This window comes from Sulfitobacter sp. KMM 9851 (genome assembly GCF_057178245.1).
Map to the genome: position 1 here is coordinate 2727854 of NZ_CM169991.1, position 15537 is coordinate 2743390.

Annotated in this window: 16 protein-coding genes and 1 tRNA gene; 10 read left to right on the plus strand and 7 right to left on the minus strand. The window is 60.0% G+C overall.

All coding sequences use genetic code 11. The annotated features are described in order from the left end of the window. The first annotated feature begins 12 nt into the window (after positions 1–12). The 5 genes from AC1965_RS13465 to AC1965_RS13485 all read left to right on the plus strand — a co-directional run bounded on the left by AC1965_RS13465 (position 13) and on the right by AC1965_RS13485 (position 6710). The gene (locus tag AC1965_RS13465) at positions 13–1026 is read left to right on the plus strand and encodes a ligase-associated DNA damage response exonuclease (protein ID WP_483884365.1); all 1014 of its coding nucleotides are present in this window, start codon (positions 13–15) and stop codon (positions 1024–1026) included. Beyond that, complete coding sequence (locus AC1965_RS13470; protein WP_483884366.1) at positions 1023–2621, plus strand: ATP-dependent DNA ligase; 1599 nt, start codon at positions 1023–1025, stop codon at positions 2619–2621. The genes AC1965_RS13465 and AC1965_RS13470 overlap by 4 nt, the downstream gene beginning before the upstream one ends. 62 nt (positions 2622–2683) lie before the next feature. Next, a complete protein-coding gene (locus AC1965_RS13475) occupies positions 2684–4501 on the plus strand; it encodes a M3 family oligoendopeptidase (protein WP_483884367.1) in 1818 nt (605 codons plus the stop codon). Positions 4502–4543: 42 nt separating this feature from the next. Beyond that, positions 4544–5347: an alpha/beta fold hydrolase gene (locus AC1965_RS13480; RefSeq protein ID WP_483884368.1), complete on the plus strand. Its 804-nt coding sequence runs from the start codon at positions 4544–4546 to the stop codon at positions 5345–5347. Position 5348: 1 nt separating this feature from the next. Continuing rightward, positions 5349–6710, plus strand: a complete 1362-nt coding sequence (locus AC1965_RS13485; protein WP_483884369.1) for an HWE histidine kinase domain-containing protein — start codon at positions 5349–5351, stop codon at positions 6708–6710. Positions 6711–6716: 6 nt separating this feature from the next. Here AC1965_RS13485 and AC1965_RS13490 read toward each other — a convergent pair whose 3' ends face one another. After that, on the minus strand, positions 6717–6986 hold the full coding sequence (locus AC1965_RS13490; RefSeq protein ID WP_483884370.1) for a DksA/TraR family C4-type zinc finger protein: 270 nt from the start codon (positions 6984–6986) through the stop codon (positions 6717–6719). A 117-nt stretch (positions 6987–7103) separates the two neighbouring features. On the opposite strand from AC1965_RS13490, the gene AC1965_RS13495 reads away from it, so the two are divergent. Beyond that, the gene (locus tag AC1965_RS13495; RefSeq protein ID WP_483884371.1) at positions 7104–8279 is read left to right on the plus strand and encodes a dipeptidase; all 1176 of its coding nucleotides are present in this window, start codon (positions 7104–7106) and stop codon (positions 8277–8279) included. 162 nt (positions 8280–8441) lie between these two features. Here the strand turns inward: AC1965_RS13495 and rpoH are convergent, their stop codons facing one another. Continuing rightward, the gene (gene rpoH / locus AC1965_RS13500; RefSeq protein ID WP_483884372.1) at positions 8442–9338 is read right to left on the minus strand and encodes an RNA polymerase sigma factor RpoH; all 897 of its coding nucleotides are present in this window, start codon (positions 9336–9338) and stop codon (positions 8442–8444) included. Positions 9339–9515: 177 nt separating this feature from the next. Further along, positions 9516–10562: an RluA family pseudouridine synthase gene (locus tag AC1965_RS13505; RefSeq protein ID WP_483884373.1), complete on the minus strand. Its 1047-nt coding sequence runs from the start codon at positions 10560–10562 to the stop codon at positions 9516–9518. Between AC1965_RS13505 and AC1965_RS13510 the strand changes: the two genes are divergently transcribed. Further along, positions 10561–10845: a DUF6476 family protein gene (locus AC1965_RS13510; RefSeq protein WP_483884374.1), complete on the plus strand. Its 285-nt coding sequence runs from the start codon at positions 10561–10563 to the stop codon at positions 10843–10845. The two genes, AC1965_RS13505 and AC1965_RS13510, sit on opposite strands and share 2 nt — an antisense overlap. 82 nt (positions 10846–10927) lie before the next feature. Here AC1965_RS13510 and AC1965_RS13515 read toward each other — a convergent pair whose 3' ends face one another. After that, entirely contained in the window at positions 10928–11713 is a 786-nt protein-coding gene (locus AC1965_RS13515; protein ID WP_483884375.1) for an inositol monophosphatase family protein, read from the minus strand. Positions 11714–11947: 234 nt separating this feature from the next. On the opposite strand from AC1965_RS13515, the gene AC1965_RS13520 reads away from it, so the two are divergent. Then, a complete protein-coding gene (locus AC1965_RS13520; protein WP_483884376.1) occupies positions 11948–12415 on the plus strand; it encodes a hypothetical protein in 468 nt (155 codons plus the stop codon). A gap of 6 nt (positions 12416–12421) precedes the next feature. Here AC1965_RS13520 and AC1965_RS13525 read toward each other — a convergent pair whose 3' ends face one another. Next, the gene (locus AC1965_RS13525) at positions 12422–13327 is read right to left on the minus strand and encodes a LysR family transcriptional regulator (RefSeq protein WP_483884377.1); all 906 of its coding nucleotides are present in this window, start codon (positions 13325–13327) and stop codon (positions 12422–12424) included. A gap of 95 nt (positions 13328–13422) precedes the next feature. Here AC1965_RS13525 and metF point away from each other — a divergent pair, with 95 nt between their 5' ends. Both metF and AC1965_RS13535 read left to right on the plus strand, forming a co-directional pair. Then, positions 13423–14289 (plus strand): methylenetetrahydrofolate reductase [NAD(P)H], encoded by an 867-nt coding sequence (gene metF, locus AC1965_RS13530; protein WP_483884378.1) that lies wholly within the window; start codon positions 13423–13425, stop codon positions 14287–14289. Positions 14290–14363: 74 nt separating this feature from the next. Further along, a complete protein-coding gene (locus tag AC1965_RS13535) occupies positions 14364–14846 on the plus strand; it encodes a PaaI family thioesterase (RefSeq protein ID WP_483884379.1) in 483 nt (160 codons plus the stop codon). Between the two features lie 11 nt (positions 14847–14857). Here AC1965_RS13535 and AC1965_RS13540 read toward each other — a convergent pair. Next, a tRNA-His gene (locus tag AC1965_RS13540) sits at positions 14858–14934 on the minus strand. A 65-nt stretch (positions 14935–14999) separates the two neighbouring features. Further along, positions 15000–15482, minus strand: a complete 483-nt coding sequence (locus tag AC1965_RS13545; protein WP_483884380.1) for a GNAT family N-acetyltransferase — start codon at positions 15480–15482, stop codon at positions 15000–15002. Between the last annotated feature and the right edge of the window lie 55 nt (positions 15483–15537).

Here is a 15537-nt window from a genome sequence, read left to right on the forward strand (position 1 = left end):
ACATTGGGCGCCATGACACGCGAGCCGATCCTGACCTTTACTGAAGACGGCATTTATTGCCCGGCGGGTGATTTTTACATCGACCCCTGGCGCCCGGTGTCACGGGCGCTGATTACACATGGGCATGCGGACCATGCCCGTGACGGAATGGGTAGTTATCTGGCGACAGACGCGGCGCTGCCGGTGATGCGACACCGGTTGGGCGATATCGACGCCGAAGGGATTGCCTATGGTGAGGCGCGCCAGATCGGCGGCGCGCGGGTGTCGTTTCATCCGGCGGGCCATGTGCCGGGGTCGGCGCAGATCCGGGTCGAGGTGGGCGGCGAGGTTTTTGTCGCCTCTGGCGATTACAAGGTGATCGACGACGGGATGTCGACGCCGTTTGAGCCCGTCAAATGCCACCATTTCATCACTGAAAGCACCTTTGGATTACCGATCTTTCGCTGGGCCGATCAGGCTGAGGTCGCCGCTGATCTGAACGCCTGGTGGCGCGCCTGTGCCGCGGCCGGCAAGACGGCGTTTCTGGGCGCCTATTCGCTGGGCAAGGCGCAGCGGCTGCTGCACATGCTGGACCCCGAAATAGGGCCAATCTTGACCCATACGGCGGTCGAAAACACCAATGCTGTGCTGCGCGGTCAGGGCATCACCCTGCCCGATACCACGCCAGTGACGCCCGATCTTTCCCCCAAGGACCATCCCGGCGCGCTGGTGTTGGCACCGCCCTCGGCGCTGGGGAGCCAGTGGGCGCGGCGGTTCGGGCCGCAAGAGAGCGCCTTTGCCTCGGGTTGGATGGCGCTGCGCGGGGTACGCAGGCGGCGCGCGGGGGATCGTGGGTTTGTTATCTCGGACCATGCCGACTGGGCCGGGTTGCTTTGGGCGATCGAACAGACCGAGGCGGAAAACATATATGTAACGCATGGTTACACCGATGTCTTCACGCGATACTTGAACGACCAGGGTTGGAATGCACAGGTGGTGCCGACCCAGTTCGAGGGCGAAGCGCCTGACAGCGGGGACAGCGGATGAAACGCTTTGCCGCCCTGTTTAATGCGATTGATCAGTCGACCAAGACAACGGTGAAGGTCGCGGCTTTGGCTGACTATTTCGAAACTGCCACCGAAACCGACAAACTGTGGACCGTGGCGCTGTTTTCGGGGCGCAGGCCCAAGCGGGCGGTGACCACGACGCGGCTGCGTGAATGGGCAGCAGAGGCATCAGGCGTGCCGCTGTGGCTGTTTGAGGAAAGCTATGCCATCGTCGGTGACCTGGCCGAAACAATTGCGCTGGTGTTGCCGCTGAACAGCACGCAAGACGATCAGACATTGACCCATTGGATCAATGCCTTGCGCGGCCTTGCTGATGTGGATGAGGCGCAGCGCAAGGCATTTGTGCTGACCGCGTGGCAGCAGTTGGGCGGCACCGAACGGTTCCTGTTCAACAAGCTGATCACTGGCGGGTTTCGTGTGGGTGTCAGCCAGAAACTAATGACCCGCGCCCTGTCGCGCGCCACGGGCAAACCGGAACCGGAACTGGCGCATCGGTTGATGGGAAACTGGCACCCCGACGATGTGACATGGCACAGCTTGATCGAGGCGGCGGACGCCAGCGCGGACGCGTCGCGGCCCTACCCGTTTTACCTTGCCCATGGGTTGGACGACACGCCCGAGGCGCTGGGTGATCCCGGCGACTGGCGGGCAGAATGGAAATGGGATGGCATCCGGGGTCAGCTTATCCTGCGCGACGGCGATTATTTCGTCTGGTCGCGCGGCGAAGAGCTGATGACCGACCGTTTTCCCGAACTGGCCCGCGCCGCCGATCACCTGCCGCCCGGCACTGTGCTGGACGGCGAGTTGCTGGTCTGGAAACCCGGGGCGGATCATCCGTCATCGTTCAACGCGTTACAGTCGCGCATCGGGCGCAAGACGGTACCGAAGAAACTGTTGGCCGAGGCGCCAGTGATCCTGCACGCCTATGACCTGTTGGAATGGCAGGGCGAGGACATCCGCGACCTGCCCTTTGCCAGGCGCCGCGCCCTGCTGGAGGCCGCCTGCGCCGATCTGCCTGCGGACGCGCCGATCCGGCTGTCGCCGCAGCACGCGTTTGATACGTGGCCTGATCTGGCTGTTCTGCGCGATACGGCGCGCGAGGCACAGGCCGAGGGGCTGATGCTGAAACGCGCTGACAGCCCCTATCTTGCTGGCCGCAAGAAAGGCGACTGGTGGAAATGGAAGCTGGACCCGCTGACCATCGACGCCGTGATGATCTATGCACAATCGGGGTCCGGGCGGCGCGCCAACCTGTTCACCGATTTCACCTTTGCTGTGTGGAACGGGAATGATCTGGTGCCCTTTACCAAGGCCTATTCGGGTCTGACAGATGCTGAATTCCGGTCCATCACCGCTTGGGTGCGTAAAAACACGTTGCAACGCTTTGGCCCGGTGCGTCAGGTCACCGCCCACCATGTGTTCGAAATTGCCTTTGAGGGCATCCAGGCCAGCCCACGGCACAAATCCGGCGTCGCCCTGCGGTTTCCCAGGATGCTGCGCTGGCGCAAGGATAAACCGCTGCAAGAGGCCAATACGTTAGACGATCTAAAAGAAATGCTGCGTATCTATGGGTAAGGCGTGGTTGTCCCTGCCGCCCGGGACGCATAGATATTGCAAAACGCAAATGAGGTTTACCGATGTTTCAGCTTCCCTTCCCGCTCTGCGATGCCAACGCCACGTCCGGGGGCAAAAATCTGGGCGATCTGCCGGAATGGGATCTGAGCGATCTGTACAGCAGCGAGGATGCGCAAGAGTTAAAGCGCGATCTCGACTGGTTGGAAGAAGCCTGTGCCAGCTTTGCGCGCGATTACGAAGGCAAACTGGCTGATATCGACGCGGCGGAACTGCTGAATTGCGTGCTGCGCAATGAAAAGATCAATCAGATCGCAGGACGCATCATGTCGTTTGCGGGACTGCGGTATTACCAGCTGACCACCGATTCGGGCCGCGCCAAATTCATGTCGGACTGCCAGGAAAAGATCACCAACTTTACCACGCCGCTGGTGTTCTTCACGCTGGAACTGAACCGGCTGGAGGATGATCACCTGTCGGGTCTGCTGGATCAGAACCCCGATCTGGCGCGCTACAAACCGGTGTTCGACCGCATCCGTGCGATGAAGCCTTACCAACTGTCTGACGAGATGGAGAAATTCCTGCACGATTTGGGCGTTGTCGGAGATGCCTGGGAGCGGATGTTCGATGAAACCATTGCGGGTCTCGAATTTGAAGTCGACGGCGAGCAGATGGGCATCGAGGGTACGCTGAACCTGCTGACAGACCCTGACCGTGACAAGCGTGAGGCCGGTGCGCGTGAGTTGGCGGAGGTGCTGGGCGCCAATATCAAGACGTTTTCGCGGGTGCATAACACCCAGACCAAAGAAAAAGAGGTGATCGACCGCTGGCGCGGCATGGAAACCGCGCAGACCGGGCGGCACCTGTCAAACCATGTGGAACCTGAGGTGGTCGAGGCGCTGCGCAATGCCGTGGTGAACGCCTACCCCAAACTTAGCCATCGGTATTACGAGCTGAAGCGCAAATGGCTTGGGCTGGATGTCATGCAAGTCTGGGACCGCAACGCGCCCCTGCCGATGGAAGACCCCAAGATCGTCGACTGGGCGCAGGCCGAAAAGACGGTGATGGACGCCTACACCGCCTTTGACCCACGAATGGGCGAGTTGGCAAAGCCATTCTTTTCAAAGGGTTGGATTGATGCGGCAGTGAAGCCGGGCAAGGCACCCGGTGCTTTTGCGCATCCCACGGTAACGGACGTACACCCCTATGTGATGCTGAACTACCTTGGCAAACCGCGTGACGTGATGACGCTGGCGCATGAGTTGGGCCACGGCGTGCATCAGGTGTTGGCGGCGGATCAGGGTGAAATGCTGTCGTCGACCCCGCTGACATTGGCCGAAACCGCCAGCGTGTTTGGCGAAATGCTGACCTTCCGCAAGATGCTGGACGGGGCCAAAACCCAAGCGCAGCGCAAGGTGCTGCTGGCGGGTAAGGTAGAGGACATGATCAACACTGTCGTGCGGCAGATCGCGTTCTACGATTTCGAATGCAAGCTGCATGACGCCCGCCGCAGCGGCGAGTTGACCCCCGATGACATCAACGCGTTGTGGATGTCCGTCCAAGCCGAGAGCCTTGGGCCAGCCTTTGAGTTCATGGACGGCTATGAGACCTTCTGGGCCTATGTCCCGCATTTCGTGCATTCACCGTTTTACGTCTATGCCTATGCGTTCGGCGATGGGTTGGTGAACGCGCTTTATGCCGTTTACGCCGAGGGCGAGCCGGGGTTCGAGGACAAATATTTCGACATGCTCAAGGCTGGTGGCTCGAAGCACCACAAGGAATTGTTGGCGCCCTTCGGGCTGGACGCCAGCGATCCGGCGTTCTGGGACAAGGGGCTCAGCATGATTTCGGGCTTTATTGACGAACTTGAGGCAATGGAATAACCCATAATATACCCTCGTCGGTGGGGAACATTGGGGGTTTGCATGTCTGTGCTTGAGCGAAACAACGTCACGGTGATCGGCTCTGGTGCCAAAGCGATGGTTTTTGCCCATGGCTTTGGCTGCGACCAGTCGATGTGGAAATACGTGGCCCCCGCGTTTGAGCGCGACTACACTCTGGTGCTGTATGATCTGACCGGGGCCGGGCAATCCGACCTTTCGGCGTATGACTTTGGCGCCTACGGCGATCTTGTTGAACACGGCCGCGATCTTACCCGGATCTGCGACGCGCTAGAGCTGGACCGCCCGATCGTGGTGGGCCATTCTGTCAGCGGGATCACCGCTGCATTGGCGGCCAAGGCTGATCCGGACCGGTTTGACCGGCTGGTGATGGTATCGCCGTCGCCGTGTTTTTTGAACGATGGCGAATATCAGGGCGGTTTTGATCGCGACGATCTGCAACCCATCGTCGATTTTATGCAGGAAAACTATCTGGGCTGGGCCGAACAACTGGCCCCGACAATCGCAGGGCAGCAGGCGGACGGCGCCGCCGCGCAGATGCTGACACAAAGCTTTTGCCGCACCGACCCCGAGATTGCCCGCCATTTCGGCCGCACCACGTTCATGTCCGACCGCCGCGCGGATATGAAGGGCGTCACCACGCCGACCTTGATCATCCAGTGCAGCGACGACGCCATCGCGCCTGTTTCCGTGGGCAAATGGATGCAGCAAGCCATTCCTGGCGCTGTCTTGGCCGAGATCGACGCCGTCGGGCATTGCCCTCATATGACGACGCCGGACACTGTTATCGCTGAGATCCGCAACTATCTTGGCGCAGGCACCGCGTAAGGTGACTGACAAAAAAGCAATTTCGACGACCGATGCACAGTTATTGATCGAAGAAGCCCAAAACGGCGTTGTCGTTACCGATCGCAATGCAAACATCACCTATTGCAACAAGCGCTTTGCCATCTGGGCGGGCCGCTCGCAGGAGGAACTGATAGGCCTGCGTATGGCCAAGCTGCTGGACGTGCCGGGGCGGGTCTACTTCGAAACTCATATTCTGCCGATGCTGCTGTTGCAGGGCTATGCACGTGAAATCCTGTGTCGCCTCAAGGGCGAAACGGGTGATCCGGTGCCGATCTTGCTGAATGCCGCCACCCATCCTGCGGACACCGGGGACGACAGCCGGTTTGTCTTTACCATCTTTGATGCAACCGAACGGTCGATGTACGAAGGCAACCTGCGCGAGGCGCGCAAGAACGCCGAAGAGCTGGCCGCAATTGTCCGATCCGCTCAAGTGGCGATTTTCAGGATTGATGCGGCGGGGCATGTCAAACACTGGAATGCCAGTGCGGCGCAGATGTTCGGATTTGATGACCAGAGTGCCAAATGTGCGCCGATCACTGAACTGATCGCCCTGACCACCGCCGACGACTGGTTGACGCCAAATTTGCAGCAGCTGACCGCCTCGGACAAGCCGCATTATTTCGATGCCGAGACCCCTGAGGGGTTACATCTGACCGTGTCACTGGCCCGTATCTTTGATCCCGGAACGGGCAGTCGTGACAACGATTATTCACTGCTGATGCGCGATATCACCCCGCGCGTGCAGGCAGAGCGCCAGTTGCAGATTGCGCTGCAAGAGTTGAACCATAGGGTCAAAAACAACCTCGCCGTGGTCAGCGGGATCGCGCGCCAGACGTTTCGATCGCCTGAATCGAAGGATGATACCGCGCGTTTCATGGCACGGCTGCAATCGCTGTCGCAGGCGCATGATCTGCTTGTGACCAACCGCTGGCAAAGCGCAGATCTACGCGATCTGGCAAAGCTTACGGCGCAGAATTCAGGGATAGAGACACGGTTTCACATTGACGGGCCCAAGGTCGAGCTGCCGCCGCAAAGCGTGGCGATGCTGGCGCTGGCGCTGTTTGAATTGATGACAAATGCGATTAAGTACGGGTCGCTGTCGCAGGACGGCGGCGTGGTGCATCTGACTTGGCGGATCGAAAAGGCGCCTCAGGGGCCGCAGTTTCACCTGTCCTGGCGCGAAGCAGGTGGCCCGCCAGTGGTTCAGCCGGCGCAGAAGGCGGGATTTGGATCACAGCTTATCAATCGGTTGGTCACCGCCGAACTGGGTGGCACCGCAGAGCTGACGTTTGGGGAAACCGGCGCGCTTTACAAACTTACCGCGCCTTACTGGGACGCGTGAAGGGCGCTATTTCAGTTGGCTGTCCTTTGACCCGCGCCGATTGATACCGCCGCGCGCCTGCACGGCACCGTCGCGTTCCCGCACACAGTCGATACACAGTTTGACGCCGGGTAAGGCCGCGCGCCGCGCCTCTGGAATCGGCTCTTCGCATTCCGCGCAATGGGTCAGGCTTTCGCCTACCGGTGCGCGGCGCGACTTCATCCGCGCCAGTTCATCCGATATGGATGCCTCGATCTGTTCGCTCACCGCACCGTCGCGTGCCCAGCCGCCTGCCATGTCATGCCTCCGTCATCTCAGGTGTCAATGATATTAGTACGCCCAAGCGCCACGTCACGCTTTATCCGCATGCGCGGCGGGGCTAGCGTGAGAACAGACATTTCAGGAGCCTATTACATGCGTATTTTCAAGATCATTCTGACCGGCCTTTTGGTGGTCATCCTGCTGGGGTTGGTCGGCTTTTTCGCCTTTGCCCCGGCCTATATCGAAAAGGCGCGCAACGCGGTCGCCCCGCACGACCCCTACCCGGTGACCGACGCCGCCCGTGCGCTGCATGCTGACATGATCGTGGGTGACTGGCACGCCGACCCGCTGCTGTGGGACCGCGATCTATCGCAGCGTGGCGGTTACGGGCAGGTGGATGTCCCCCGCCTGATCGAAGGCGGGGTGACGGTGCAGGTCTTTACCGCCGTCACCAAATCGCCAGCAGGCCAGAATTACGACAGCAACTCCGCCGAGGCGTTTGACAACATCACCGCGCTGGCCATCGGTCAGCTTTGGCCGCTACGCACTTGGAACAGCCTGCTGGAACGCGCGCTTTATCAGGCGGAAAAGCTACACCGCGTCGAAACCGCCCTGCCCGACAGCTTTCGCATCATTCGCAGCCGCGCCGACCTTGACGCCCTGATTGCCGAGCGGCAGGCAGGCAAGCAGGTGGTGGGCGGCATCCTGGGTATTGAGGGCGGACATCCGCTGGAAGGCGAGATTGCCAATCTCGACAAGCTTGAGGCGGCAGGCCACCGGGTGATCGGCTTGCAGCATTTCTTTGACAACGCGCTGGGTGGCTCACTGCATGGCCAGGGCGACCACGGCCTGACCGACTTTGGCCGCGCTGTGGTGGCCGAGGTTGCCGGGCGGGGTATGGTGCTGGACCTTGCGCATTCCAGCCCGCAAGTGGCGCGGGATGTACTGGCAATGACGGATATTCCGCTGGTGGTCAGCCACACGGGCGTGCGGGCGCATTGTGACGTGAAGCGCAACTTTCCCGACGATCTGATGCGTGAGATTGCAGCAAGCGGCGGGGTGATCGGTATGGGCTATTGGGACGAGGTCGCCTGCGGCGATATTACCCCCGCAGGCATCGCCAAGATGATCGTCAAAGCGGTCGAGGTCGTGGGCGTTGACCACGTGTCGCTGGGATCAGATTTTGACGGATCGGTAGCCACGGCATTTGACACATCAGAGATGCCCGCACTGACACAGGCGCTGATGGATGCGGGCATGGCCGAGGGCGACATTCGCAAGGTCATGGGCGAGAACATGCTGCGGGTGCTGCGCGCGCGGTTGCGGTAAAATCTGACACCGGATGAGCCGGGCGGTGCCGAACCACCCCACTGAAGTGGCGCTGCCCGGTTCTGAATTTGGAACAATGGCTACAAGTAGAAATGCCCCGCCCAGCATGGCTGAACGGGGCATTATCATTCGTCGTCATTCGTCATCATTCGTCGGGGAACATCAGGCGTTTGCCATCATTCCCTTTTCACGGGCCAGATCACGCATCCGCTTTTGCAGCTTTTCAAAGGCGCGCACCTCGATCTGGCGGATGCGTTCGCGGCTGACGTCGTACTGGCCCGAGAGATCCTCAAGCGTCACTGTCTCATCCGACAGGCGGCGCTGGGTCAGGATGTCTTTCTCCCGGTCGTTCAGCACATCCAATGCCTCGGCCAGCATCTCGCGGCGGGTTTCCAACTCGTCGCGCTCTGCATAATCGCCGGCCTGATCCGCGTCTTCGTCCTCCAGCCAGTCCTGCCATTGCATCGTGCCTTCACCTTCGGACCCGACGGTGGCGTTCAGCGACGCGTCACCGCCCGACATCCGCCGGTTCATCGAGATCACTTCGGCTTCGGTTACGCCCAGTTGGGTCGCGATGGTTTTCACGTTTTCGGGGCGCAGGTCGCCTTCCTCGAGCGCGCCGATCTTGTTCTTGGCCTTGCGCAGGTTGAAGAACAATTTCTTCTGGCCCGAGGTCGTGCCAAGCTTGACCAAGGACCACGACCGCAGGATGTATTCCTGAATGCTGGCCCTGATCCACCACATCGCATAGGTCGCAAGGCGGAAGCCCTTTTCAGGGTCAAAGCGTTTGACCGCCTGCATCAAACCCACATTGGCTTCGGAAATAACTTCGGCCTGGGGCAGGCCATAGCCGCGGTAGCCCATCGCGATCTTGGCCGCCAAACGCAGGTGAGACGTCACCATCCGGTGTGCCGCCTCGGTGTCCTGTTCTTCGACCCAGCGTTTCGCCAGCATGTATTCTTCTTCCGGTTCCAGCAGTGGGAACTTGCGGATTTCCTGCATGTAGCGGTTCAGGCCGCCTTCGGGTGTCGGTGCGGGCAGATTTGCATAATTCGCCATGTCATGTCCCTTCCCCCATGTTTCCGGGGTCTATGTTAGTGTGCTTAACATACCATATGGTGGCCCCGGAATGGGCTTTCAAGTCAAAGGTAGATCCGTGGTCTGTTAATAATCGCACAATACCTGTGAATAAAAGGTAACCGCTGCGTGTCCTCACGCAAAGGTGTGATCTGCGGATCAGGGGGGGCCGGCATTGGCGCCCAGACGCAGCAGGTTCAGCAAATCTGACATGTCCTTGGGCAAAGGCGCCTCAAAACGCACGTTTTCACCGCTTACCGGATGTTCGAAACCCAGAACCGCAGCGTGCAGCGCCTGACGCGGGAAGAGGCGCACGGCGTCGGCGGCGATCTCGGGCATCGCCGTCTTGGCAAGTTTGCGCCGCCCGCCATAGGTCGTGTCGCCGACCAACCCGTGACCGGCATGGGCCATATGCACGCGGATCTGGTGCGTGCGTCCGGTCTCTAGCCAACATTCCATCAGCGCCAGCACCGGCGGGGTGCCATAGCTTTCGACAGTGCGGGCGCGGGTCACGGCGTGGCGACCGCCCTGAAACAGCACCGCCTGACGCTGCCTGTCGGTCTTGTGACGGGCAAGTTGCGTTGTCAGCCGCAGGATATTGCCGGGGTCAAATGATGCGCCTTTGATCCCCCGCAGGCGAGGGTCGTTGGCGTCTGGCACGCCGTAAACCAGCGCCTGATAGTACCGCTCGACCGTGTGTTTCTCGAATTGCTTGGCCAGACCGTGATGTGCTGCATCAGATTTAGCCACCACCAGCAGACCCGTGGTGTCCTTGTCGATCCGGTGCACGATGCCGGGGCGCTTCATACCGCCAACACCAGACAGATCATCACCGCAATGGGCCAGCAGCGCGTTGACCAAAGTGCCCGAAGGCGTGCCGGGTGCGGGATGCACCACCATCCCGACAGGTTTGTTGACCACGATCAGATCGTCATCCTCAAAAACCACCTCCAGCGGGATCGCCTCGGGCAGGATGTGGCTGTCTTCGGCCTCTTCGACCTCGATCACGCCCGACTGCCCTTCCAACACCCGCGCGCGCGGGTCGCGGACAACCTGACCGTCGATCATGACTGCGCCGTTTTCGATCAAGCGCCCCAGACGGGTGCGCGACAGGTTCGCGTCCTCTGGCACATCCCGCGCCAGCGCCTTATCAAGACGCGATGGCGGGTCTTCCGCGAAAATAAAATTGATACGGCGGTGCGACATGGACAATCCTGATGAACCGGCAAACCTGCGGTTTCTGCGGCGGCTGGTGACGGTGTTGACCGTCGTGATGATTGGCGGGGTTCTAGTGGTGATCTTGCTGCTTGTCACCCGTTTGCGTGATGCGGGGCCAGATATGCCTCAGGCGATCACCCTGCCCGATGGCACCGAGGCCCAAGCGTTTACCCAAGGGCGTGGCTGGTATGCCGTGGTGACGCAGGACAATAAAATCCTGATCTTTGACCAGATCTCCGGAAAACTGCGCCAGACCGTAGTGATTGAGTAGCTTTAGTCAGGCCAGCAATCAGGCCGGGCGCGCTGGGTCGTCGCCTGCCCGCCCCATGTGGGGGGGACACTGGCGCCTATTCTCAGCCGCGGATGATTTTGGCAAAGCTGTTAAAAATCGGCTCGTTAGAGCAGATGATTTCGCCATCGGCCAGGATATCGCGCCCGATCCGCAGAGGTTCGACAAAACCGCCGGCCTCTTTCACGATCAAACTGCCGGCAGCCAAGTCCCACGCATTCAAGCGCCGTTCCCAGAAACCATCATATCGACCTGCGGCGACGTAGGACAAATCCAGCGCGGCGGAGCCCCAGCGCCGCACACCAGCACAGACCGGCAGCAAACGCCCCAAATCCTTGAGGGTGTCCGGCAGATCGGCGCGGCCGGCAAACGGCAGACCGGTGGCGAAAATCGATTCGATCAAGCGGTGACGTCCAGAAACCCGCAAGCGCGTGTCGTTCATCCAGGCACCGGCGCCTTTTTCAGCAAAGAACATTTCGTCCTTGGCAGGGTCAAACACCACGCCCGCGACAATCTGGCCCTTATGCTCCAACGCGATGGAGACAGACCAATGCGGCAGGCCGTGCAGGAAGTTAGTCGTGCCATCGAGCGGATCGACAATCCAGCGGCGTGTCGGGTCCTGGCCCTCGTCCTCGCCGCCCTCTTCGGCCAGCCAGCCATAGGTGGGGCGCGCGCCCATCAGGTCTTCTTTGATGATCTTTTCGGCACCGATATCGGCGCGACTGACGAAATCGCCCGCACCTTTGACCGACACCTGCAGGTTCTCAACCTCGCGGAAGTCCTTGACCAAGGCGCGGCCAGCCCTGCGGGCTGCCTTGATCATGATGTTGAGATTTGCACTGCCAACCATTTGTGAGAACCTTTGTGAATATAAGATGCGGCGTATAGACCCAAGGTGCGTGATTGCCAAGGGGCTGGACCGCTTTGCTGGGCAAAGGGTATGGCACGTTTCTTGATAAATGGTCGAATAGCGTTAAGGTCGGGAAAGTTACAACGACGGATCGACCACATGTCCCATTCGCGCGCACTGTTCACCTGCTTGATGTTGTTTGCAACCAGTGCGACATCGGAACCGGCAAGAGTGATGGAACCCGGCATTCCCGCGTTTCCGAATTTTACCTGTTATCACATTGATGCACGTTCGGGCTGGCAATCTGTGAACACGGACAACATGCACAACGCGGCCGTTCTAATCTTTGGGTCGGAAAACCGCGAGTTACAGCAAAAAGTTGGGACGGGCCCGCACCACGGATGGAGCGTGGACGCGGCGCATTATTCGACTGTGGGTGCGTCAGGCCACACCGGCGCGGATGCCACCGCGCTGCGCCCCTATGACCAGTATAAATATGACGCAGATTACCCCTTTGGCGCTCTGCTGATGCGCTGGGATGGCGCGGGTCGCGTTTTGCCACTGGAAGGGTTTGAAGGTGCGATCGAGATGCCTAATCCAACCCAGTTCATCGAATTTCGGATAAATGACAGTGATGCGTCACTGGGCGACAATGGTGGTGAAATCGTGCTTTGCGTGATCGACGCACGGCGTTTGCAATAATCAAACTCAAACCGATTGCAATTTGCGCGCCTCTTGGCCTGCCAGCAGCAGCAATTGGTCCATGAATGGCTTGCCCAGATCGTCACTGCGCACCGCAGCGTATAGCCGCCGGGTGATGCCCTGTGCCGTTAGCGGGCGCGTGACGTAGTCAGAGGAGTATTTCACCTCGCGCACCACCCAATCGGGCAGCACCGACACCCCACGGTTGGACGCGACCAGCAGCAGGATCACCGCCGTCAGTTCAACCTGCCGGATGGCGGCGGGTTCGACTTTGGCCGGGATCAGAAGCTGGCTAAAGATATCAAGCCGCGAACGGTCGACCGGATAGGTGATTAGGGTCTCGCCGCGAAAATCCGCCGCGTCGACATAGGGTTTTGCGGCCAGCGGGTGCGTGGAGGCCGCCACAAAAACCGGATTGTAATCAAACAGTTCGACAAATTCGACACCGGGCAGCTCTTCGGGGTCCGACGAGACCACCAGATCGACCTCCTCGCGCAGCAGCGCGGGCAGTGCGTCAAAGGCAAGGCCGGGGCGGATGTCGACATCGACGTCAGGCCATTTGCGGCGGAACTGTTCCAGCACTGGGAAAAGCCATTCAAAACAGGCATGACATTCGATGGCGATGTGCATGCGCCCCGTGCTGCCTGCGCGCAGGCCGGTAAATTCGTCCTGAAGCGCCTGCACCTGCGGCAAGACCTGTTGCGCCAGCTTTAACAGCCGCTGCCCGGCGGGCGACAGTTTGAGCGGTTTGGACCGGCGCACGAATAATTCGACCCCTGCCTGATCTTCCAACCCCTTTACCTGATGGCTCAGGGCGGATTGGGTAATGTTCATCTGCTCGGCCGCACGCGCAAGCCCGCCTGCCTCGTGGATGGCCTGAATTGTGCGCAGATGACGGAACTCAATGTGCATATGAGGTGTTCCTCATGTTCAAGATGAAAGTTATGAATTTGTCTCACACCGCTGGATGTGAAACAAGAGACGAAACTCGACAAAAGGATCACCCAATGACCGCCCCTGCCGTTTCCTTCGAAGTCTTTCCGCCGCGATCGGTCGATGCGGCGTTCAAGCTGTGGGATACCGCGCAGGCACTCGCCCCGCTGGCCCCGCGCTTTTTCTCTGTCACCTACGGCGCAGGCGGTACAACCCGCGACCTGACCCATGATTCGGCCCATGTGCTGCACCGCACCTCGGGCCTGCCCGTCGCAGGGCATCTGACCTGCGTGGGCGCTACCCGCGCCGAGACGATGGACGTTGCCCACAAGTTCGCCGATGCAGGGGTGCGCGATATCGTGGCGCTGCGGGGTGATCCCCAAGCGGGCACGGACAAATTTGAAGCCCACCCCGATGGATTTGCCGACAGCTGTGAATTGATCGAGGCTCTGGCCAAGACTGGAAAGTTCACCATCCGCGTCGGCGCCTACCCCGATCCGCACCCCGACGCCGGCAACCAACAGGCCAATATTGATTGGCTGAAGCGAAAGTTTGACGCGGGCGCGGACGAGGCGCTGACGCAGTTCTTCTTTGAAGCCGACACATTTCTGCGGTTCCGCGATGCCTGCGCAAAGGCCGGTATCGACAAACCGATCACACCGGGCATCATGCCAGTCGTTAACTGGAAGTCTGCGCGCAACTTCGCCACCCGATGTGGCGCTGTGGTCCCTGATTGGGTCGATCAGGCCTTTGACGCGGCGATCCGGGATGATCGCCACGATCTGCTGGCAACGGCCCTGTGCACCGAGCTGTGCAGCGAGTTAATCGACGAAGGTGTTGATGCGCTTCATTTCTACACGCTGAACCGGGCCGAGCTGACGCGCAACGTTTGCCGTGCCTTGGGCGTTACACCGCAGGTCGCATTGGCGGACGTAGCGTAATATTTCGCCTATCCGCTTGCCGCGCCTGCGCTTGTGCTTAACATCTCCGGCAATTCAATTGCCGGAGATTTTTTATGCCCCGTATTGCCCAAACCCCCGATGACCTGCTGTCCCAGGCCGAGGCGCTCAAGCTGTCGGGGCTGGAATTCATGCAGGCGATTCTGGATGGCACCAATCCCGGCCCGCCGATTGGCGAGACCATGGGGTACGCCCTGCACGCAGTGGAGGCGGGCAAGGTCACCTTTCGCGGCACGCCGGAGTTCAACATGACCAACCCGCTCGGCACGGTGCATGGCGGCTGGTACGGCACGTTGCTCGATTCTGCGATGGCCTGTGCGGTGATGACTATGATCCCGCGCGGATCGGTCTATACGACGTTGGAATTCAAGATAAACATCCTGCGTGGCATCCCCTTGGGCACCCAGATTGATTGTGTAGGCGTGACAGATCACGTTGGTCGGTCTACCGGTGTTGCGCATGGCGAGATCAGGGGTGTGACCGATGGCAAGCTTTATGCCACAGGCACAACCACGTGTATCGTCATGAAGCTGGCGTAAAAAAGGGGGGGTGGTACCACCTCCTGGTCTCGAACCAGGGACCTCCTGATCCACAATCAGGCGCTCTAACCAACTGAGCTAAGGCGGCACTGGGGCGGATTTAGCGCCCACGCGCGCAGATTGCAAGAGCCAAGACGGCAAAGTTTTCGTCAGCTACAATTGGATAAACCAGGTCTGTTCGATATTCGGTTTGCCAAAGGACACAACCGGCCTGCTGTTGGTCAGTGTCCAGCCATTGCGGGCATAAAGCGCGCCTGCGGCAGCGTGGGATTCGTGGGTCCACAGTTGCATGGCCTGAAATCCAGCATCGCGGGCGAATCCCATGCAACTGTCCAACAGCCGCCGTCCCAGCCCTTTTCCACGGGCCTCTGGCACCAGCATGAAGAGGCGCAGTTTGGCGGTGGTGTCGTCCAGTGCCACGCAAAAGATCGACCCGAGCCGCTGATCGCCATCCCAGGCAATCCACCCTGCCTCGCGCGTGGCATCGTGGTCTGCGAGAAAGTCGTCAACGATCTGCGCCACCAATGTGCCAAAGCTATGATCAAAGCCTTCGGCACGGGCATAGTGAACCTCGTGCTGCTCAATGAGCCAGTCGCGGTCCTGGGCGGTAAATTTGCGAATCTCTATGTCATCCATGGTCCAACATGTGCCGAAGCCTGCTTGCCTTTCAAGGCGTGCCGCGCTAGCGATA